The sequence below is a fragment of the Pusillimonas noertemannii genome, from assembly GCF_003096595.1.
Lineage (GTDB): Bacteria > Pseudomonadota > Gammaproteobacteria > Burkholderiales > Burkholderiaceae_B > Pusillimonas > Pusillimonas noertemannii.
Genome location: NZ_QEKO01000002.1, coordinates 200318 through 219602 on the forward strand (window position 1 = coordinate 200318; position 19285 = coordinate 219602).

The 19285-nt window shown below is 60.5% G+C and carries 17 protein-coding genes; all 17 read right to left on the reverse strand.

Annotated features, from left to right (window positions below; genetic code table 11):
- Positions 1–2: 2 nt before the first annotated feature.
- The 17 genes from C7440_RS07980 to C7440_RS08060 all read right to left on the reverse strand — a co-directional run bounded on the left by C7440_RS07980 (position 3) and on the right by C7440_RS08060 (position 19242).
- Complete coding sequence (locus C7440_RS07980) at positions 3–203, reverse strand: hypothetical protein (RefSeq protein ID WP_116518100.1); 201 nt, start codon at positions 201–203, stop codon at positions 3–5.
- 10 nt (positions 204–213) lie between these two features.
- Complete coding sequence (trbJ, locus tag C7440_RS07985) at positions 214–936, reverse strand: P-type conjugative transfer protein TrbJ (protein ID WP_116518101.1); 723 nt, start codon at positions 934–936, stop codon at positions 214–216.
- Positions 933–3386, reverse strand: a complete 2454-nt coding sequence (trbE, locus tag C7440_RS07990) for a conjugal transfer protein TrbE (protein ID WP_116518102.1) — start codon at positions 3384–3386, stop codon at positions 933–935. The genes trbJ and trbE overlap by 4 nt, the downstream gene beginning before the upstream one ends.
- 10 nt (positions 3387–3396) lie before the next feature.
- Positions 3397–3660 (reverse strand): VirB3 family type IV secretion system protein, encoded by a 264-nt coding sequence (locus C7440_RS07995; RefSeq protein WP_116518103.1) that lies wholly within the window; start codon positions 3658–3660, stop codon positions 3397–3399.
- Positions 3657–3992, reverse strand: a complete 336-nt coding sequence (locus tag C7440_RS08000; RefSeq protein ID WP_207775387.1) for a TrbC/VirB2 family type IV secretion system protein — start codon at positions 3990–3992, stop codon at positions 3657–3659. The genes C7440_RS07995 and C7440_RS08000 overlap by 4 nt, the downstream gene beginning before the upstream one ends.
- An 11-nt stretch (positions 3993–4003) precedes the next feature.
- The gene (gene trbB / locus C7440_RS08005; RefSeq protein ID WP_243410868.1) at positions 4004–4987 is read right to left on the reverse strand and encodes a P-type conjugative transfer ATPase TrbB; all 984 of its coding nucleotides are present in this window, start codon (positions 4985–4987) and stop codon (positions 4004–4006) included.
- Positions 4984–5484 carry a CopG family transcriptional regulator gene (locus C7440_RS08010; protein WP_116518105.1) on the reverse strand — a complete coding sequence of 167 codons (501 nt, stop codon included), beginning with the start codon at positions 5482–5484 and terminating at the stop codon, positions 4984–4986. Before C7440_RS08010 ends, trbB begins: the two co-directional genes overlap by 4 nt.
- A complete protein-coding gene (locus tag C7440_RS08015) occupies positions 5481–7484 on the reverse strand; it encodes a conjugal transfer protein TraG (RefSeq protein ID WP_116518106.1) in 2004 nt (667 codons plus the stop codon). The genes C7440_RS08010 and C7440_RS08015 overlap by 4 nt, the downstream gene beginning before the upstream one ends.
- A gap of 274 nt (positions 7485–7758) precedes the next feature.
- The gene (locus C7440_RS08020; RefSeq protein ID WP_165832498.1) at positions 7759–8664 is read right to left on the reverse strand and encodes a LysR family transcriptional regulator; all 906 of its coding nucleotides are present in this window, start codon (positions 8662–8664) and stop codon (positions 7759–7761) included.
- 35 nt (positions 8665–8699) lie between these two features.
- Positions 8700–9542 carry an ATP-binding cassette domain-containing protein gene (locus C7440_RS08025; protein ID WP_116518108.1) on the reverse strand — a complete coding sequence of 281 codons (843 nt, stop codon included), beginning with the start codon at positions 9540–9542 and terminating at the stop codon, positions 8700–8702.
- On the reverse strand, positions 9539–11278 hold the full coding sequence (locus tag C7440_RS08030) for a cyclic peptide export ABC transporter (RefSeq protein ID WP_116518109.1): 1740 nt from the start codon (positions 11276–11278) through the stop codon (positions 9539–9541). The genes C7440_RS08025 and C7440_RS08030 overlap by 4 nt, the downstream gene beginning before the upstream one ends.
- Positions 11275–12024, reverse strand: coding sequence for a siderophore-iron reductase FhuF (fhuF, locus tag C7440_RS08035; protein ID WP_116518110.1), 750 nt, complete (start codon positions 12022–12024; stop codon positions 11275–11277). Before fhuF ends, C7440_RS08030 begins: the two co-directional genes overlap by 4 nt.
- On the reverse strand, positions 12021–14039 hold the full coding sequence (gene fhuB / locus C7440_RS08040; RefSeq protein WP_341476773.1) for a Fe(3+)-hydroxamate ABC transporter permease FhuB: 2019 nt from the start codon (positions 14037–14039) through the stop codon (positions 12021–12023). Before fhuB ends, fhuF begins: the two co-directional genes overlap by 4 nt.
- Complete coding sequence (locus C7440_RS08045; RefSeq protein WP_165832499.1) at positions 14036–14944, reverse strand: ABC transporter substrate-binding protein; 909 nt, start codon at positions 14942–14944, stop codon at positions 14036–14038. Before C7440_RS08045 ends, fhuB begins: the two co-directional genes overlap by 4 nt.
- Entirely contained in the window at positions 14931–17393 is a 2463-nt protein-coding gene (locus C7440_RS08050) for a TonB-dependent siderophore receptor (protein WP_116518112.1), read from the reverse strand. Before C7440_RS08050 ends, C7440_RS08045 begins: the two co-directional genes overlap by 14 nt.
- Before the next feature lie 262 nt (positions 17394–17655).
- Positions 17656–18651: a FecR family protein gene (locus C7440_RS08055; RefSeq protein WP_116518113.1), complete on the reverse strand. Its 996-nt coding sequence runs from the start codon at positions 18649–18651 to the stop codon at positions 17656–17658.
- 84 nt (positions 18652–18735) lie between these two features.
- Positions 18736–19242 (reverse strand): RNA polymerase sigma factor, encoded by a 507-nt coding sequence (locus C7440_RS08060; RefSeq protein WP_116518114.1) that lies wholly within the window; start codon positions 19240–19242, stop codon positions 18736–18738.
- Positions 19243–19285: the final 43 nt, after the last annotated feature.

Consider the following 19285-nt stretch of genomic DNA (forward strand, 5'->3'; position numbering starts at 1 on the left):
GCTCAGAAGCCCCCGACCTCTTGCGGCGTGTACTTGGCCTTGCCGTCGCCCACAAAGCGCTCGCGCCTTTCCTGGGCGTCCTTCATCGCCGCCGCCTCCTCGGCCACGGCCGGCGTGTTCGACGCGGCGGGCGGCTCCGACTCCCTGCCGCAGCCAGCCAGCACCAGGCCAAACAACGCCGCCATCAACCAACGATTGCTCATATCGATCTCCTTACTGATAGAACCGCACGGGCTGCGGGGTATAGGTCGCCCTGTCGTGAAAGAAGCGCCGGCGCACTTCCTGGGCGCGCGCGGTTTCGGCCGCCAGCCGGGCGCGGTCCAGCGCGATGGCCCGATCCTGGGCGATCTGCAATTGCTGCTGCTGAATCGATTGCTTGGCCTGCAAGGCCAGCAACTGGTTCGTGGCCTGCGCGGCCTGCATGGCGCCCACGGCCGACTGGCTTTGCGCCACCAGGTCGGCAAGCACGCCTTCATCGTCGGCCAAGTTTTGCACAGCCTGCGACTGAACCGCCGTTGTGGTGCGCAGCGCATCGAGCGACTGGCGCCAGCGCGCGCGGGCGTCCACCGCCATCGCGTCGCCGCTGACCGTCGCGCTGTACTGTTCGGGATAGAGCCGCGCGAACTCGGCATCGGCGCGCGCCACGTCGAATGTGAGTCCGCGCGCCTGCTCCATCAGCCGATTGGTCGAGGCCAGCGCCGTGCGCAGCCGCCCGATCGCGTTAAAGTCCAGCCCTGCCATGTTCAAGGCCTGGTTCGTGAGCATCCTGGCCTGGTTTTGAAGCTGCAGTATCTGGTTGTTGATCTGCTCGAGCGTGCGCGCCGCCGTCATGACATTCTGCGAGTAGTTGGACGGATCGAACACCGTCAGGGCGGACGCGGGGGTTGAGCTCAACAAGGCCGCCCCCAGCACCATCAGGAATAACAAGCGTTTCATGACACATCCTCCTGAGAATGAAGCAATGACAATGCCGCAGGCTGCGGAACAAATTCTTCAACCATGTCGGCCGCCCAGTCCAGGCCGCAATGGCGCAGCCAGCCGGCGGCAAACCCCTCGCGCCCGGCCTCGGCCAGCATCCCGTCGATGGCGCGCTGGTCCCGCGGCGTGGCGGCGCCGGCAAAGGCCAGCGCTGCAGGCCCCAAATCCAGATCGAAGACGCGGTTGCCCAGCCGCGACTGGTAGTAGTAGTCGGGCTTGGGCGTGGCGCGCGCCACCAGCTGGATCTGCCGGGCGTTCAGTCCAAAGCCCTCGTAGATCGAGCGGATTTGCGGCTCGAGCGCCTGTGGGTTGGACAGAAAAATGCGGCTGGCGCAGCTTTCGACGATGGCCGGCGCAATGCTCGAATCGCGGATATCGGCCAGGGACTGCGTGGCAAACACCACCGAGACGTTCTTCTTGCGCAAGGTCTTGAGCCACTCGCGGATGCGGGCGGCAAACACCGGATCGTCCAGGAACAGCCAGGCCTCATCCAGAATCAGCAGCGTGGGCGCGCCGTCGAACCGTTCCTCCAGCCGGGCAAATAGGTAGCGCAGCACCGCGGTCGCCGCCGCGCGGCTCGCCATCAGCTCCTCCATTTCAAAGCCCTGGACAGCGGCCTCACCCAAGCGGTCCTGGTCGGCATCGAGCAGGCGGCCGTGCGCACCGCCCAATACATAGGGCGCCAGCGCCTGGCGCAGCCGGTTCGATTGCAAGAGCGCCGACAGGCCCGTCATCGTGCGCTGGCCCACGGGCGCGCTGGCAAGGCTTCCCAGGGCCGACCAGATCGCGGCCTTCTCGTCCGGCCCGACCGCGACGCCTTCGTGCGCGAGCCGGCCCTCGATCCATTCGGACGCCCAACTGCGGTAGCCGGGCTGGTCTATGCGCGCCAGAGGCTGGAACGCCATGTCGCCGTCCGTACCCAGGTCGTAATACTCACCGCCCAAGCCCAGGATCGAGGCCCGCAGCGAACGGCCCATCTCAAAGACGTAAATCCGCGAATCCGCATAGCGCCGGAACTGCAGCGCGAGCATGGCCAGCAGCACCGACTTGCCCGAACCCGTGGGGCCGACCACCAGCGTATGGCCCACGTCGCCGATATGCGTGACTAGTCTGAAGGGCGTCGCGCCGTCGGTGCGCGTCAGGATGAGCGGCGGTGCATCCAGATGATGGTTCTTCTCCTGCCCGGCCCAGACGGCCGACACAGGCGTGAGGTGCGCCAGGTTCAGCGTGGATACGAGGAACTGGCGCACATTCGCGTAGCAATGGCCCGGCACCGAGGACAGCCACGCGTCCACCGCGTTTAAAGTCTCGGGCATGGTCACAAATCCCCGGCCCTGGATGGCGCGCTCGGCCAGGCGCAGCTTTTCATCCGCCACGGCAGCCTCCGCATCCATCACCACGACTGTCGCGGTCAAGTAGCCATAGGCCACGTCATCCGAGCCCAGCGCCTGCAAGGCGGCGTCGGCGTCAACCGCCTTGTTGTCCGCGTCGGTGTCCACCAGTGGACTTTCCTGCTGGGAGAGCGTTTCGCGCAGCATCGCCACGACACTCTTGCGCTTGGCGAACCATTGGCGGCGCAGCCGCGTCAACTCGGCCTGCGCTTCGCCTTTGTCTAGGAACAGATACCGGGTTGTCCAGCGATAGGCAAACCCCAGCCGGTTCAGGTCGTCGAGCAGGCCCGGCCAGGTCGAGGCCGGAAACCCGCGCACCGACAGCACCCGCACATGGCACTGCCCCAACCTGGGCGCCAGGCCGCCGACCAGTGGCGCATCGGCCAGCAGGCTGTCCAGATGAAACGGCGCCTCGGGCACCGCCACCGGATGGCGGCGGGTGGACACCGCCGCGTGCAGATAGGTCAGCGTGGCGGCGTCATCCAGCCAGGCAATTTCTGGCATGACGCCATCGAGCAAATCCAAGAACCGCTGCGTCTCAACGATGAAACCCTGCAGGCGCTCGCGCCAGTCCACGCCCTTGCGGGTTTGATTCTCGTACAGCAGCTTGGCCGCGTGCGCCCGCGATTCCTGCGGCGGCAGCCACACCACGGTCGCGTGGTAGTCGCTTTCGAAATGCGAGCCCGCCTGCTCGAACCCGGCCCGACGCTCCTCGTCGATCAGCCAGGACACGCCATCGGGAAAACGCGATACGGGGTAGCCGGCCGCCTCGCGGCGACCCGCTTCGACAAACAAGCCCCAGCCCGAGCCGAAGCGCTTGAGCGCATTATTGAGCCGGGCCGTCACCGCCACCAGCTCGGCGTCGGTCGCGCTGTCCAGGTCCGGCCCGCGAAACCGCGCCGTGCGCTGAAAGCTGCCATCCTTATTGAGCACGACGCCTGGCGCGACCAAGCCCGCCCAGGGCAGCCGGTCCGCCAGTTGGGCGGGTCGCTTGCGGTATTCGGCCAGGTTCATCATGACGCCGCTCCTAGGCATCCAAGAGCGCGGGATGCTTGACGTGCCGGGCGAACACGGGCATGAACTGCACGTCCAGGCGAGCGCCCCACACCGCCAGCGCGTGGCCCACCAGCGCGCAAACCACGCCGGGCAGCCAAAGCTGCAGTCCCAGGCCGATGGCGGCGGCCAGCGTCCCGCTCGCGATCGCCACCGTGCGCGGCGCACCGCCCAGCAGAATCGGCTCGGTGAGTGAGCGATGCAGCGGCGCCTCGAACCCGTCGGGTGCGGCCGTCATACCAAGGCTCCGCCGGAGAACGAGAAAAACGACAGGAAAAACGACGAGGCGGCAAAGGCGATGCTCAAGCCGAACACGATCTGGATCAGCCTGCGAAAGCCCCCCGAGGTATCGCCAAATGCCAGCGTCAGCCCCGTGATGATAATGATGATGACAGCCACGATGCGCGCCACCGGCCCCTGCACGGACTCCAGAATCGACTCCAGCGGCGCCTCCCACGGCATGCTGGAGCCCGCCGCCTGCACCTGCGCGGTCAGCAAGGCCAATACAAACAGCCCGCCGCACCGGCGCAGAAAAGCCAATGCCTGCGCATAATTCGATGGCTCATTCATTCTTGGCGCTTTCATACGGTCTCTCCCGTCGTTGTGTCGGCCGGCTCCAGCCGGTAGCGGTCTGCCTCCAAACCGACAACGCGCACGATCTCCTTGACCCGGCGGGTATGGCCTCGGCCAGCCAGAAAGACGATGACATTGACGGTTTCGGCAATCAGGACGCGCGGCGGCACGCTGGCCGCCTCCAACGTGAGCTGCTCCAGGCGCATCAAGGCGCCGTAGGCGGAATTGGCATGCAGCGTGGCGATGCCGCCCGGGTGGCCAGTTCCCCAAGCCTTGAGCAGGTCCAGAGCCTCGGCGCCGCGCACCTCGCCCACGATGATGCGGTCCGGGCGCTGGCGCAGCGTCGAGCGCACCAAATCGGCCATGGAGGCGGCGCCGGGCTTGGTGCGCAACTGCACATGGTCGTCATTCAGGCATTGCAGCTCCACCGTGTCCTCCAGGATCAGCACCCGGTCCCCGCCTTTGGCAATCTCGCTCAACAATGCATTGGCAAAGGTGGTCTTGCCCGAACTCGTGCCGCCCGCGATCAGGATGTTCCACCGCTCGGCCACCGCCCGGCGCAGAAACCGCGCCTGGCCGGCCTGCAAAATGCCATCGGCCACATAGTCATCCAGCGAGAAAATAGCCGCCGCATGCTTGCGGATGCAAAACGCCGGCGCATACACCACGGGCGGCAGTACGCCCTCGAAGCGCTCACCATTTCCCGGCAGTTCGGCCGACAGCAGCGGCAGCGCATGATGGGCTTCCTGGCGCACGCTGGCGGCCACCAGGCGCACGATGCGCTCGGCGTCCGCCGCTGTGATCGTCAACCCTGAAAACTCCCGACCGCTGCCCAGCCGGTCGAGCCACAGCCTGCCGTCCGGGTTCACCATGATTTCGATCACCTGGGGATCGTCCAGGGCGGCGGCAATGGCCGGCCCCATCGCCGTGCGCAGCATCTGCACGCTGCGCGATCGCGCCACGTCATCGGCATCTGGATTCGTCGTGGTCATGCCTCGTCTCCCGTTGGTTCGGCACAATCGGCCTGCGCCTGGCTCGTCTCTTGAACGGGCGGATCGGCCATGCCGAAAAGCGCCTGCCGATCGGGGTAAATCTCTTCGTGCACCTCCCGCACCAGGCTGCGCCCGCGCTGAAGGCGCCGGGCCAACTGGTCGATGAATTGCGTAAAGCGCAGCTTGCCCTGGGCGCGCGCGGCGTCCTGATGCTCGCCCGGCACAGCGGGCGAGACGGTCAGAAAGTAGCGGATATAGAGTGAAACCGTCTCAATCAGGATGTTCTGGTCGCGCTCCAGCTTGTCGAACTGGCGCGAGAGCCGGTCCAGGCGCCGAGCGAAGGCCGCCTCGCGCTGGTCGCCCGCGTCCGGCGACAGAAAAGAAGCCAAGGCGGCGGCCACGATGGACGACTTGGACACGCCGCGCTGGGCGGACAGATCGTCTAGGCGCCGGGCATGGTCGGGCTGGATAAAAAGGTTCAAGCGCGTGCGGCTCATAGTGCGATCCCATCGTCCGGGTCAAGCGAGGCCAGGCGCGCCGCGCGCTGCAACCGCCGGTCGGGCTCGCACGGCAGCGGCGTGTCATCCTCGTCGTCGAGCACGTCCAGGTCATCGGGCATTGCCGCCAATGACACGGCAGCATCGCCCTCCAATTCCGGCCGAACCTGCAAGCCGCCATCCTCCTCCAGTCCGGCATCGTCCGCATACACGTCCGGTGCAGGCAGTGGCGCCAGCGCCGTCCAATCCTCATCGCGCATGGCGGGCCGGTCGGCATAACCCGCCGAGTCCAACACGGGCGGCGCCAGCACCCGCCGGGCAAAGTGCGCATCCTCGTAGTAGCGCAGCTTCCTGGCCTGGATGGGCGGCTGGCCGGACACCATGACGATCTCCTCGTCGGGCGGCAGCTGCATGATCTCGCCCGGCGTGCGCAGCGCGCGAGCCGTCTCCTGGCGCGAGACCATCAGATGGCCAAGCCAGGGCGCCAGGCGATGCCCAGCGTAGTTGCGCTGGGCGCGCAGCTCCGTGCTCGTGCCCAGCGCGTCGGAGATCCGCTTGGCGGTGCGCTCGTCGTTCGAAGCGAACGCCACACGCACATGGCAATTGTCCAGAATCGAGTTGTTCGGCCCATAGGCCTTCTCGATCTGATTCAAGGACTGCGCAATAAGAAAGGCCCGCAAGCCGTAACCGGCCATGAAGGCGAGCGTCGATTCAAAGAAATCCAGGCGGCCCAGCGCCGGAAACTCATCGAGCATCAAGAGCAGCTTGTGACGCCGGGCGATACCGTCCGAACCGTCCAGCGATTCGGTCAAGCGCCTGCCTATCTGGTTAAGCAGCAACCGGATCAAGGGTTTGGTGCGGCTGATGTCCGAGGGCGGCACGACCAGGTAAAGCGAAACGGGGTGTTCGGCGTCGATCAGATCGGCAATGCGCCAGTCGCAGCGCGAGGTGACGGCGGCCACGGTCGGGTCGCGGTATAGCCCGAGAAACGACATGGCGGTGGACAGCACGCCCGAGCGCTCGTTCTCGGATTTGTTCAGCACCTCGCGCGCGGCAGAAGCCACCACCGGATGCGGCCCGTCGTCCAGATGCCGGGTGGCCATCATGGCGCGCAAGGTCGTCTCGAACGGCCGGGCCGGATCGGACAGAAAGCCGGCCACCCCGCGCAAGGTCTTGTCCGGCCCGGCATAGAGCACATGCAGGATCGCCCCGACCAGTAGCGCGTGGCTGGTCTTTTCCCAATGGTTGCGCCGCTCGAGCGCGCCTTCCGGGTCCACCAGGATGTCGGCGATGTTTTGCACATCGCGCACCTCGTGCGCGCCGCGGCGCACTTCCAGCAATGGATTATTGGCCGCCGAGCGCGGATCGGTGGGATTGAACAGCAGGCAGTGCGAAAACCGCGCGCGCCAGCCGGCGGTAAGCTGCCAATTTTCACCCTTGATGTCGTGCACGACGGTCGAGCCCGGCCAGGCGAGCAAGGTCGGCACCACCAAGCCCACGCCTTTGCCCGATCGCGTCGGCGCAAACGCCATGACATGCTCCGGTCCGTCGTGGCGCAGGTAGTATCCCCTGCGCTTGCGCTCGAGCCGGCCAAGGAACACGCCTGCCGAACGCAGCAGTCCCGCCCGCTGGACTTCCTTGAAACTCGCCCAGCGCGCCGAGCCATAAGTCGTGACCCGCTTGGCCTGGCGCGCCCGATGCACCGACAGGCCGACGGCCACCCCTGCCGATAGCACGCCGCCCATCGAGGCAATCGCACCGCCGCGCATGAACACCTGCGGCGCATAAGCCTCGTACACGTACCACCAAACGAAAAGCTGCCAGGGCCTGTAGATGGGGGTATCGCCCCACATCATCCACGGTGCCCCAAGGCGAGGCGAAAAGCCGAGCGTAGCAGCCGTCCACTGCGTGCCGCCCCAGACGCACAGAACGGCCACCGAGCAGACCACCGCCACCTGCCCGATCAGCACACCCGTATGCGCCCGCACCTTATCAGCCACCCTGGCCTCCTTCCCGAAGTCGTGCCGGCAGCGCGCCTGGGCGCGTGCCGTCTGAACACGTCATCAGTCTGGTCTCCCAGCGCCGAAATCAAAACCCACAAGAGCGCAGTCCCGCGTAGTCAGCCAAAGCCCTCTGCCGCGCAAGAGCAGTGTCCACACGCGGGCTTGAGGACATCAAGGACGAACGCGTTCACAGACCATCTTGGTGACCAACGCATGGCAAGTCAAAGACAAAACCCGCATCACATGAGACCGCAATGCGCTTCCAGCCTGCTTATTCATAGGTCGCATCGCGCAAAAGCCGAGCTTGATCGAGCAAGCGCGCCACGGGTTCGCGCGCCGCACCGGGCCGACGTATCGCCGACGTGGCGAATACCGCCCGCGCATCGGCAAGCTCCAGGAAGCGGACATCATCACGAAGAATCATCCGCGCTTGCGAGCGCGCGATAAAGCCCACGCCGAAATTGGCCGCCACCAGCGTCAGCATGCCGGAAATGCTTATGGCGTAATGACCGATTACCGGGGCAGGATCGCTCTGCTGAACCAGCGCGCGCAGTTGCGCGCTGCATGCCGCATCACTGCGCGGATGGCACACTACTAAAGGGTAAGTCTGCACCTCGTCAAGCGACACCACACGGCGCGCAGCCAGCACGTGACTGTGGGATACCGCCGCCATGATCGGGTCCTCCCATAACCGGCGAATCACCAGGTCGTCGGCGTGTATCCCGCCCAACGTCACCCCCACATCAAGCAAGCCATCGCGCAGATCCCGCAGCATGGCCCCATAGTCGTACTCACATACGATCAGGTCCACCTCGGGCGACGTCCGGCGATAGTTACCGAGCAGCCGCGCCAGCTTCGGGTGCGCCAACCCCGCCGTCATGCCCGACAGTCCCAGGCGCACGCGATACTGATAGTCCCGCACCGCCTCAGCCACACTGCGGCGAGCCAGATCGTAAGCGGCCAGGACACGCTGCGCTTCGCCAAGGAGCGCCTGGCCCGCCTCGGTCAAGCAGCTGCCGCGCTGGGTGCGTTCGAACAGGCGCGCACCCAAATCATCCTCCAGCGTCTTGATCGCACGCGACAACGGCGACTGCTCAATATGCAGGCGCGACGCCGCCCTATGGAAATTCCGTTCTTCGGCCAGCACAACAAAATAACGAAGGTTCCGGATACGCAAACGCCCCCTCCATCTTTGTGCGGTATCGCTTCTACCTACCCGGGCAATGCGACCGGATGCCCGGACACCGGATGCCTGACCACCTCCATCGCGATACCGTAAATATCCTGTAAACAAGCCTTGGTAAGTATTTGATCGGGCGTGCCGCGCGCGATCAGCCGACCGCTGTGCAGCGCAATGATATCGTCGCAGTAGCGGGCGGCCATGTTCACATCGTGCAGCACGACCACCACGCCCAGGCCCTTGTCCCGCGAGAGTTTGCGCACCAGCGACAGCACTTCGATCTGGTGTGCCACGTCCAGCGCCGAGATCGGCTCGTCCAGCAGCAGATACTCGGCGTCCTGCGCCACCAGCATGGCCAGCCAAACACGCTGGCGCTCGCCACCCGACAGCGTCTCCACCAGGCGATCGGCAAACACATCGGTATTGGTCAGCGCCATTGCCTCGTCCACCTTGCGCCGGTCCGTGACGCCAAAACGCCCCAAAGGCCCATGCCAGGGATAGCGGCCCATGGCCACCAGCTCCTTGACCAGCATGGCCGAGGCCGGCGCCGTCGATTGCGGCAGATAAGCAAGCTTGCGCGCGAAAGGCCGGTTGCCCCACTCGGGCAGCGCCACGCCCTCAAATAGAATCCGTCCGCTGCTGGGCGGCTGCTGGCGCGCCAGCATCTTCACCAGCGTAGATTTGCCCGAACCATTGTGCCCGATCAGGCCGATGACCCGGTTGGAGAACAGCGTCAGCGACAGCGGATGCAGCAAAGTGCGCTCGCCCGCGGCAAAAGTAATCTGCTCCAACTCGAAGGCGGGCCGAACCTCCGGGTCGTTCTGCGCGACAGGTGCCGTTGATGGAAAGGCGATAAGTTCCGCAGCCTGCCTCATGGCGCCACCTGCGCGGAAGCCGTGCCCAGAGCAAATTGCGCATCGCGGGAGCGTTCCTCCGGCTCATTGACCACGATCCGGGATATCTTGCCCGCCTTCATATACACCACCCGGTCGGCCACATTGAAATAACGGTCATCGTGCGATATCACGATCAAGGTCTTGCCCTGACGCTTGAGGTCCGGCAACACCTCGGTATAGAAGATGCGCCGAAACGTCGGGTCCTGTTCAGCGGCCCATTCATCAAAGACAATGATCGGACGTCCCTCCAGATAGACCTGCACCAGCGCCAGGCGCTTTCTCTGGCCAGCTGACAAATCGATGGTAGAGAACCGGCCATCGTTGTCGATGGAGACCTTGTGCGCAATCTCCAGCGCCTGCATATGGCGCTCTGCCCTATCGTGGGCAGCCCCTTCAGGCAAGGCAAGCTCGTCGAATAGAAAATAATCAAAAAATACGGCGGAGAAGTGCTGACGATAGGTATCCCGGTCATGGGCCTCGACTAGCTCGCCATTACACTTGAGCGTCCCCGAACCGGCTTCATACAGACCCAGAATAAGCTTGATCAGCGTGGTCTTGCCGCAGCCGTTCTCGCCGACAATGAAAAGCAGCTCCCCGCCATGGATGGTCAGATCGAGGGGGCCGAGCGTGAAAGGCGCAACGCCTTGTTGCGTGGGAAAAGTGTAGGTCAGCGATTCAAGCTGAATTACCTCAATAAGCGCCGGCTGCGCATCCTTTTCATCTGCGGAGTTCCGGCCGAGATCCAGTTCCTGATATCGTTCCGAGTTGGCAAAATCCTTCGACAGCCTGGCGATGCGACTAAAGGATATCTGCGCATTGACGAAGCTGCCGTAGGCGCCCAGCACGTGGTTCAGTGGCCCGCGCATATACAGCAGCACCAGGATAAAGCCCGAGACTACCGTGCGCTCTACGCCAAACGCACCTTGCCAGGCGAGAATCACGCCGATCAGCGCAAAGTACAGCGCCGAATCCAGGGCATTGGCCGACATGAAAATCCTAAAGGCCGAAAAACGCAGATCGCGGACACGTTCGATCGTGCCTACCAGGTGACGTCCATGCACTTGCTCGCGCCGCTGGCGGTTGATGCGCAGCTCCTTGGCACCTTCGATGATGGCGCGATAAAACTTGTAGAGCGTATCCTGCTCCGCCCGGGCCTTCTTTTGATAGACGCGCCCGCGATTGCGCGCGAGCCTAGTGATCCAGACGCCCAACCCGATTGCCACAGCCGCCAAGGCAAACAGGAGCGGTGAGAGAAACACCAGATAGGCCATGCAGCCCAGGCACACCGCAAACGCGATCGCGTAGGAAGAAAAGCTGTAGGTAAAAGACGATATGGTATCGACGTCCTGGCCTAGCGCTGAAAGCAGGCGGTGCTCCTTGTAGCGCTCGATCTGCTCCAGCGGCGCGGCCACGATCTTGCCCACCAGGTCGGTGCGCAGCCCCGCGATGATCTGCTGGCCGATGAAGCTGTTGCCCAGGTCGGAAATGATCTCGCCCGACAGCGTCAATACCACCAGGCCGAAGAACGCCCACATTGCCGCGCTCGTGATGCCGCCATCGGCATAAAGCGACTGGTTGATGTTGGCCAGCAGCCAGGCGGTCGCCAGCCCGCTGACGGTACCCATCGCCGTTGCAAACGCGGCAATGGGCCAGAAAGGCCGGATCAGTCGCAGGCTTTCCGCGATCAGACCTGTGGCTTGTGTTGCTTGCGTCATGCTTGGACTTTCTCCTGCTTGATACCGATGGGGCAATTGCCGCACAGCTTGTTGTCCGGCTTGAGCTTGTAGTAGAGGCAACAGGCTTTGCGCCGGCGCGGACCGCCATCAGCAGCAGGCTCCGGATGCCATGGCTCAAATAGCGGATTCCGCCTACCGTCTGGCCACAAGCGTTGCCGAAACAAGGCTTGGGCGTCGCAATGAACAGGCAGATCCAGGCTCTCCGCCTCCTGAACAGTACGCCGCACCAGCGAGTACAGTTCAAAACCCGCATTACTCCAAAGCAGTTTGGGGGAAGTTCTGCCATGGAGCGCCAATGCGGCAATGAAAGGCGCCAAGTGCTGCCAGACCAGTGAAGCGAAACGCTCAAACGGATCGTCGGTCGTAAACTCGGCAGCCGTATCCATGACCTGAATCGCTTGCGGATACCCAGTCTCCACGCTGAAGATCGCTCGGCACTGATCGAGCCCGACGGGAATCCACCGATCTAGGATCAGCGCAGGCACCATCACGGCAGCCAACAGACGGGCCACATGCAAGCGCACCCACAGCACCACCAGCGACTGGCGGGATGCATCGGGCAGCGCTAAAGTCAACCGCTGCAGCCTATTCGCAATAGCGTTTGGCAGAATGAGGTGGTCGCAGCGCACGGCATTGCCATCCGCATTGCCGACTACCAAGCCGCCAGCCAAGCGGCTTAGTCTTCCGACGAAGGCGGACTCAAGCGGCGCAGCGGAGATCATCATGGTGTTTTCCGCCACATCAGCCACATAAAATACGGCCCGCCGATGAGCGTGGCCAAAATGCCTGCGGGAATCTGATAGGGAAACAGCAGATTACGTCCCAGCCAATCGGCCACGACCATAATCAAAGCGCCAATCATCGCGGACGCCACCAATTGCGACAATGCACGCTGAAAGCCCGCCATGCGGGCGATGTGCGGTCCCATCAATCCGACAAAACTCAATGGGCCCACGATCAGCACGGCCCCGCCGGTCAAGATGGCGGTCATGACGAGTATGGCGAGGCGGCTGCCGGCCAGACTCACGCCGAGCGCCCGTGCGGTAACCTCACCCAATGGCAGTACGTCCAGCCATCGGACCGTCAAAGGAATCAGCAAGCCCAAGAACACGGCAAGCCCACAGGCGATCAACGCATCAACCGGCGCAATCGCGTAGGTGGAGCCGCCCATCCACGCCAGCAACGTCCCCAGACGAGGATCGCCGCTGATCATGGCTAGCGACAGCAAAGCACCCAGCACCGTGCCCAGCGCCACTCCGGTAAGAATCATGCGCTCGGGCGAGTAGGCCGAACGACGCGCCAAAGAAAGCATGACAACCAGGGTGACGAATGCGCTCAGGCCCGCGACACCGATCTTGAGCGCATGGTTGGGCACCGGCTCAAAAAAGAAGAGCATCACCACGCCCAAGGTCGCCCCCGAACTGATGCCCAGTATTTCGGGGCTGGCCATGGCGTTACCGGTCATGCGCTGAACCAACGTGCCCGACATGGCCATCATGGCACCAGCTGCTAAAGCCGCCGTCACACGAGGCCATCGCCACGGTAACAGCGCGTCAAGCTGCGCGCCACTACTCCAGTTCCATCCTGCCAGATTTTGACCCAATGCCAAGGCAGCCCACGCCGCAAGGCATAGCACTGGCACTGCGGCCGTGACGACTAGCCAAGGTGCCGCCAAGCGGCGCACCGATTTTCCCAACTCGTTCCCCGAGGCGCCTTGCATACCCCGCAACTTAGGCAGCATCCATAGCATCAGCGGGCCGCCCAGGATAGCGGTGACAATGCCGGTAGGCAGCTCGTTGCGAAAGAATGGATTGACCTGCGTCAGTTGGTCGGCCAGCCAGAGCAATACGCCGCCCAGCGCAATCGACGCCAGCATACGGGCGCGATAGGTACGCACGCCAGCCAGCCGCACCAAGGCTGGCGCAGCAATACCCAAAAAACCGATCATCCCCACCGCGCTGACGACAAAGGCTGCTAAGGCCACCGCCAAAAGCATGCCGAGAATCCGAAAGGCTGCCAGGGGAATACCCAGGCTTCTTGCATTCTCATCAGCCAGCGCCAGCAAAGAAAATGGCCGTACCAATAACAGAGCCAGCCCAAAACACAGAGCGAAACGCGGCGCCAAATAGATGGACGCATCCCATCCGACGTTCTGCAGGGTGCCCGAACTCCAGAGGAACATGCCGCGCAATTGCTCATGAAAGAACAACGCAAGGACAGAACTGACCACGCCGAGAAACAGGCTGACGATCAAACCAGCCAGGATGAGCCTTAATGGCGAGGCCGCATCCCGCCACGCAAGGAAAAAGGTAAGGCCTAGTGCTAGCGCCGCGCCGGTAAACGTCAACCCTTCCTGTGCAGTATCCACCAAATTGGGAAACCACAATATCCCAATCTTCAGTGCCAAACCAGCACCAGACGCCACGCCAAGGGTAGTGGCTTCAGCCAAGGGATTGCGCAGCATCTGCTGGAAGATCACACCGGATAACGCCAAGGCCGCACCAGCTAGAATACTAATAGCGATGCGGGGCAACAGTATTTCGCGTACCACAAGCTGTTGAAGATCAAGCGGATTAGACAAGGTCAGAGCTGCCAACCATTGAGCGAGCGGTATTTCCAACACAATGGACCGGAGGCTCAAACACAGAGCAATTAACGCGCTCAGTAGAATAACGACCACAGGCCATGAATAGCGAGGCAATCGTATCCTCGCTATTGGCAACGCAAGAGGCGGGCTCACGACTGAGCCTCCAGAGCCTCACCGAGAGTGCGAGCCAAGCGCTCGATAGTGGGTAGCCCTGCGATATATTGATTGCTAGGAGGTACGCTGATCAGCCTATTGTTCCGTACAAAAGGCAGCATTGGCCAGATGGGACTGTTGAGCGTTCTTTTCGATAGTGGTCCGATGTTTATGCCCCATGCGTCGTCCATTGCCAATAGCTGCTGAAACGACATGTACTTCCATCCGATTGCCTTATCACGATCCGTAATCGCATTGCTGAGGCCGAGTTCACGCAGGACACCGTCGAACGGACTTCCTTTACCCCAAACGGCAAATATCCTCGCCCACGCCATATCGATGCCGAGTAGAGGCCGACCTTGGAATAAGGTTGTACGCTTACGTGCCTGTTCAAAAATCCACTCCAAGTGTTCTAAATATCTTGCCTCTGCGGTTTGGGTGCCTGTTATGTGGGCAATGGAATGAAGCATGTTCTTGGCAATATCAAGATGATCCATTCCAGGTTGATAGTAAGGAACGGCGACGATTGGAGCAATTTCTCGCAGACGTTTAGGCTCAGGTCCGCTCCCGGGGGAATACAAGATCATGCTTGGGCGAGAAGCCGCCAATAGTTCCAAATTTGGCTCGGTGCTTGAGCCAATATCAAATACAGATGAAGGAAGCGCGGGCTCGATAATTGTGTTGGCATAAGTGGCTACGCCTGGCATACCAAATCTCGTAATTCCGAGCGCCAATAGGCTCTGTGCGATCGCAGAGTTGAGCGCAATAATTTCCCCCCCATTTGCAGCGGGTTTTCCTGCAATAGCTGCGAAAGGAAATATAGCCGCGCATCCAATCTGTGATAAGAACCGCCTCCTTGATCGAAATTCTGGCACTTGCTTGTCATCCTGGCTAAAAAGTTCCACGTAATGAAAGCATTGCACTTCGTGGCCGCCCATAGAAATTATTGAACATCAAGCTATTGCTAAGTGTGCTTAAGTATTCACGATCAAATACATTCTCTACATATAAATTGGCATCCCAATTTTTATTAATTTTGTAGCCGAGTTTGAAATCAACGGTGGCGTAGCCGCTCTGCCGGGCCTCAGTGAGAGTGCGTGATCCATAAACGCCGCTTTGTGCGTATACCCCGGCTCCAACGGTCCATCCTTGTAGCGCCCCGCCCATATCATCCCTTCCGAACCGATACTGAGACCACAACTTAAAAAGATGGACCGGTGTGTAGAAAGTGTTGTAGCGAGTGCCATCATTTTCTGGATTTGAATCTCTCAAATACTTGGCACGGGTATATGTATAGCTTGCCGCTATATCCCAACCTGGAACCGGGCTTCCGCTAATTTCCGCTTCCCATCCCTCACTTTGAATTAAACCAGACCCCACATAGCAACGCCCAGTTGCGGTTCCTCCGCACCCAACATGATCGGGATCGGGAATTGCTCGGTTTGTATCTCGAATCCGAAATACAGCCAACGATGCATTCAGGCGGCCATCAAAAAAGGTTGCTTTAGCACCAGCTTCTGCTTGCCAGCCCACACGGGGGTCAAGTGTTTTGCCCGAATAGTCGACTTGGCTTTGGGGAACAAAGGTATCGGTATAGCTTGTGTATAACGATAGTTGATCGTTCACATCCCAGATAAGCCCACCGTACGGCGTAAATTCACGGCTTGCTTTTGCCTCGCTTACACTCCATTCTTGAGCCGTCGGTACCGTACGGCTTCGACTTTCAAAGCTTGTCCATCTTCCACCAACGACAAGAGTTAATGGATCGGCTAGCTTAATGCGTCCTGAGGCGTATATCCCAGATTGAATATAGGCGTTTTGATTTTCTGTTGGGACATTATTAGCATTTAGCTTATCAAAATACTCTCTTAAATCGTGATTATTAAAGACATCCCAATTGCTTACCGCTTGACCAGCACGTTTCAGTCCAACATTCTGCGTTGATCTATCGTAGCCGAATGTGAAGTGATGTTTTTTTCCAAGTAGTTCAATAGGTCCAGATGCAGAGATATCAAAATTTTCCCACTTCGTCCATGCGACTGTGTTTTGAGCATTAATATTTGCTAGTCCTGTTATAGGGTCCACTCCATTGCTAGTCACGTAGTAGTCGTAAGTATCCCCGTCAGCTTTTCTGTGCCGATAGGCGGCTTTAAGGTTCCAGTCGTTGTCAAAACGATGATTGAGGTCTACGGATATCCCAGTGCTTTCATAACTTGAGGGAGTCTCTGTTCCAGCAAAGGAAGTACGTGGTGGCTTGCTACCATCAGAATATAGAGGGATGCCATAAAAGCTAGAGGTGTATTTTCGGTGGATGTAATCAAAGGCAAGGCCCACCGTTGTCTTAGGCGTTAAGTCGTACTCTAATATTCCGTAGAAAAACTCATGCCTGCTATGGTCAACATCATAGAATTTGTCCTCATCCTGTAGGGCCATTACGGCACGCCCTCTTAATGTGCCAGACTTATTCAAGGGGCCTGTTATGTCCAGTTCGCCGCGGTAATGGTTCCAAGATCCTGCTGAAACCGTTCCGGATATACCAAGCTCATGACGTGGACGCTTGGCAACATAGTTGATCGTTCCACCAAGCGAGCCGCTCCCTGTTAGCAATCCAGCTGGCCCTCGCAGAACCTCTACACGATCAAACATAGCTAAGTCCTGGTGCAAACCCATACGGTCGGACCCTTCTTGGAGAACCATGCCGTCATATTGTTTTGAGCTTCCGAATCCGCGAATTATGGCGATCTCGCCATTGTCTCTCCCTCCTGTGATGACACCCGGAGCTTGATGAAGTGCCTCAGTGACAGAAGTAAAGCCTTGATCCTGAATTTGCTGTTGCGTAACGACACTGACGGATTGTGGAATCTCCTTTAGAGTCAATACACTTTTTCCTATAGTCACAGCTTCAGCTGCATATGAGCCCGAGCCCTCCGATGTCGGATCTAACGTTCCGTGCACCATAATGGGAGCCAACTGAGTTGTGGTGCCTGAAGCAGGCTTCGATAATGAAACGGTATTGCCATTCCGCTTGACCTCAATCCCCGTACCGGCCAGCAAGCGCTGCAATGCTTGATCGGAGGTCAGATTCCCAGCAACCGCTGGCGCATTCAACCCACTCACAGTCTCGGGCAAGTAGAAGATCTGCAGCGAGGCTTGCTCGCCCAACTGAATCAAAGCATTGCCTAGCGATTGCGCAGGAATGCTGATCTGCACAGGCGCTTCCTGCGCCAACGCCTGAGCCGGCACGATGCCAAACGCAAGTGCGATTGAAACCGTCAACGTTTTCAATGCTCCTCGGCCAAAGAGTCCGGCACCAGCCGCCTTGGACACTCCTCGTGTCTTCTGCTTGTCCATCATGAATTAATGTTCCAGAAAATAGTTTTAGGCGTCCCGCGCCCGATACCTTGGCCAAAGGTTGCTTCCCGGGGACTACGCTGTACCGCGCTAAAACCTTCCCCTTCACTAATAACGACGCCAGGGACAGAAATTTTCCGGAATGATTTTCATTATTAAATTGATACTAAATGTATCTTAGACTAAACAACATTAATTAAGGACGCGTTTCAACCGCCCATTGAGAGCCGTCCAAATCACTATTCAGAGGAATACAGAAACAGTATTAGCGAGAGGCCGCAAGCATCGCGCCACCGTCCTCACGGCGCAGCACCACAACAGGCGCGATTTCGGGCAATACGTCCAGGACCGATTCGGGCACATCAATGCCAACCGTGCCCGATATGCGTATCCGGCCAACCCGCCCATCATTCAGCTGCAGCGGTCGAGCAAGATAGCGGTTCAATTCGGAAACCACTTCGGAGAGCGGCTGATCCCTAAACACCAAACGCCCACGCTGCCAAGCGACCAAGGCCGCAACGTCATCCTGATATGGCGTCACCAAGGCATGATCCGTCGAGGTTCCGGACACGTAGCCCGCCGTCAGGCGCGCCGTTTGACGCCTCCACCAAGGGCCGGCCGAAAACTCCACCGTGCCCTCCTCGACGGCCACCGTCACGGCATCGTCATCGCGGCGCACATTGAATCGTGTACCGGTAACCAGCACTTCAGCGCGGCCAGCGCCTACCGTAAACGGCCGGCTGGCGTCCGGGCTGACCGAGAACAGCGCTTCGCCTGAGGCAAGCTCGACCACGCGACGGTTCTCAAAAAAGGCGACCGTAACCTGCGTAGCAGTGTTCAAGTCCAGAACGGAGCCGTCCGGCAAGTCGAATTGCCTGCGCTCGCCTCGGGCGGTGAGAAACTGCCTCGTAAATTCCGGCGTGCCCTGCCAGAGGTGGTTTCCGACGACGCCAGCCACCAGCGCCGCGCTACAGGCGGCGCCCGCGCCGATCATGAAACGCCGGCGCCGATAAAAGGCAGGAGCGTCTTCCCGCGTCTGGTCCATGATCGCCCGCATTTCCTCCTGGGGCAGCTGGTCGGCGATCCTCCAAAGGCTTTCCAGCGAGCGGTATTCGCGGTCGTTCTCGGGACTAGCCGCCCGCCACGCCTCGCACTCGCGCTGCTCCTGGGAAGAGAGCGTCCCCAGGCGCGACTTCGTAAACCAATGCAGGGCCTGGTCGCGCGGTGTCGTAGGAGGGTTCAGGTCGTCAAGTTCGGTCATTGCGCGTGGCGTGTGTCCAGCTTAAAGGGTGATAAAAACAATATCCCTCATCTATAAGACGCTTGGCACGCAAAAATACCGGAATCAATGTGGGGCATAACTTTGTAACTTATCTTGTATATGGCGCAAGGCGCGCTTCATGTGTTTCTCGACCATGCTTTGCGTCAGGCCCAGTTTCTGCGCGATTTCCTCCTGGGTATAGCCTTCGATTTTATTCCACAGAAACACCTGCTGGCTCTTCAAAGGCAACTCCGACAAAGCAAGTTTAAGCGCCTGCATCAATTGCGCCGTGCGAATGGCCGACTCGGGATCGTGAAGCAAAGGATGGTCTTCTTCGGCCAGCGCATCCAGGCTGACTGTCTCGTTCCTGCGCTGGCGCCGGAACTCGCCGGCCAAGCGGTTCTGGCTGGCCCCATACAGGTAGGCTTTTTGATCCAATACGGCCGCATCGCCATTCTTGAGCAGATTGACCACGACATCATGCGCCGCATCCTCCGCGTCGCGGGGCGCGGAATTACGCTGCGCCCACACGCCCATCAGCTCGCGGTAATGCGCGAGCCATCCTTTGGGCGGTGAGGAGCGGCGGGACATGCGAACGAATCGATAATCTAAATGGGAATCGTTCCATTATCCT

What these genes read in the sequence shown, in the direction of transcription:
- C7440_RS08000 (WP_207775387.1), bottom strand. Translation starts at nt 3,992, where the DNA reads ATGAATGAGCCATCGAATTATGCGCAGGCATTGGCTTTTCTGCGCCGG.
- fhuF (WP_116518110.1), bottom strand. Translation starts at nt 12,024, where the DNA reads ATGATGATCTCCGCTGCGCCGCTTGAGTCCGCCTTCGTCGGAAGACTA.
- C7440_RS07980 (WP_116518100.1), bottom strand. Translation starts at nt 203, where the DNA reads ATGAGCAATCGTTGGTTGATGGCGGCGTTGTTTGGCCTGGTGCTGGCT.
- C7440_RS07995 (WP_116518103.1), bottom strand. Translation starts at nt 3,660, where the DNA reads ATGACGGCCGCACCCGACGGGTTCGAGGCGCCGCTGCATCGCTCACTC.
- C7440_RS08055 (WP_116518113.1), bottom strand. Translation starts at nt 18,651, where the DNA reads ATGACCGAACTTGACGACCTGAACCCTCCTACGACACCGCGCGACCAG.
- trbJ (WP_116518101.1), bottom strand. Translation starts at nt 936, where the DNA reads ATGAAACGCTTGTTATTCCTGATGGTGCTGGGGGCGGCCTTGTTGAGC.
- C7440_RS08060 (WP_116518114.1), bottom strand. Translation starts at nt 19,242, where the DNA reads ATGTCCCGCCGCTCCTCACCGCCCAAAGGATGGCTCGCGCATTACCGC.
- C7440_RS08030 (WP_116518109.1), bottom strand. Translation starts at nt 11,278, where the DNA reads ATGACGCAAGCAACACAAGCCACAGGTCTGATCGCGGAAAGCCTGCGA.
- trbB (WP_243410868.1), bottom strand. Translation starts at nt 4,987, where the DNA reads ATGACCACGACGAATCCAGATGCCGATGACGTGGCGCGATCGCGCAGC.
- C7440_RS08010 (WP_116518105.1), bottom strand. Translation starts at nt 5,484, where the DNA reads ATGAGCCGCACGCGCTTGAACCTTTTTATCCAGCCCGACCATGCCCGG.
- trbE (WP_116518102.1), bottom strand. Translation starts at nt 3,386, where the DNA reads ATGATGAACCTGGCCGAATACCGCAAGCGACCCGCCCAACTGGCGGAC.
- C7440_RS08025 (WP_116518108.1), bottom strand. Translation starts at nt 9,542, where the DNA reads ATGAGGCAGGCTGCGGAACTTATCGCCTTTCCATCAACGGCACCTGTC.
- C7440_RS08050 (WP_116518112.1), bottom strand. Translation starts at nt 17,393, where the DNA reads ATGATGGACAAGCAGAAGACACGAGGAGTGTCCAAGGCGGCTGGTGCC.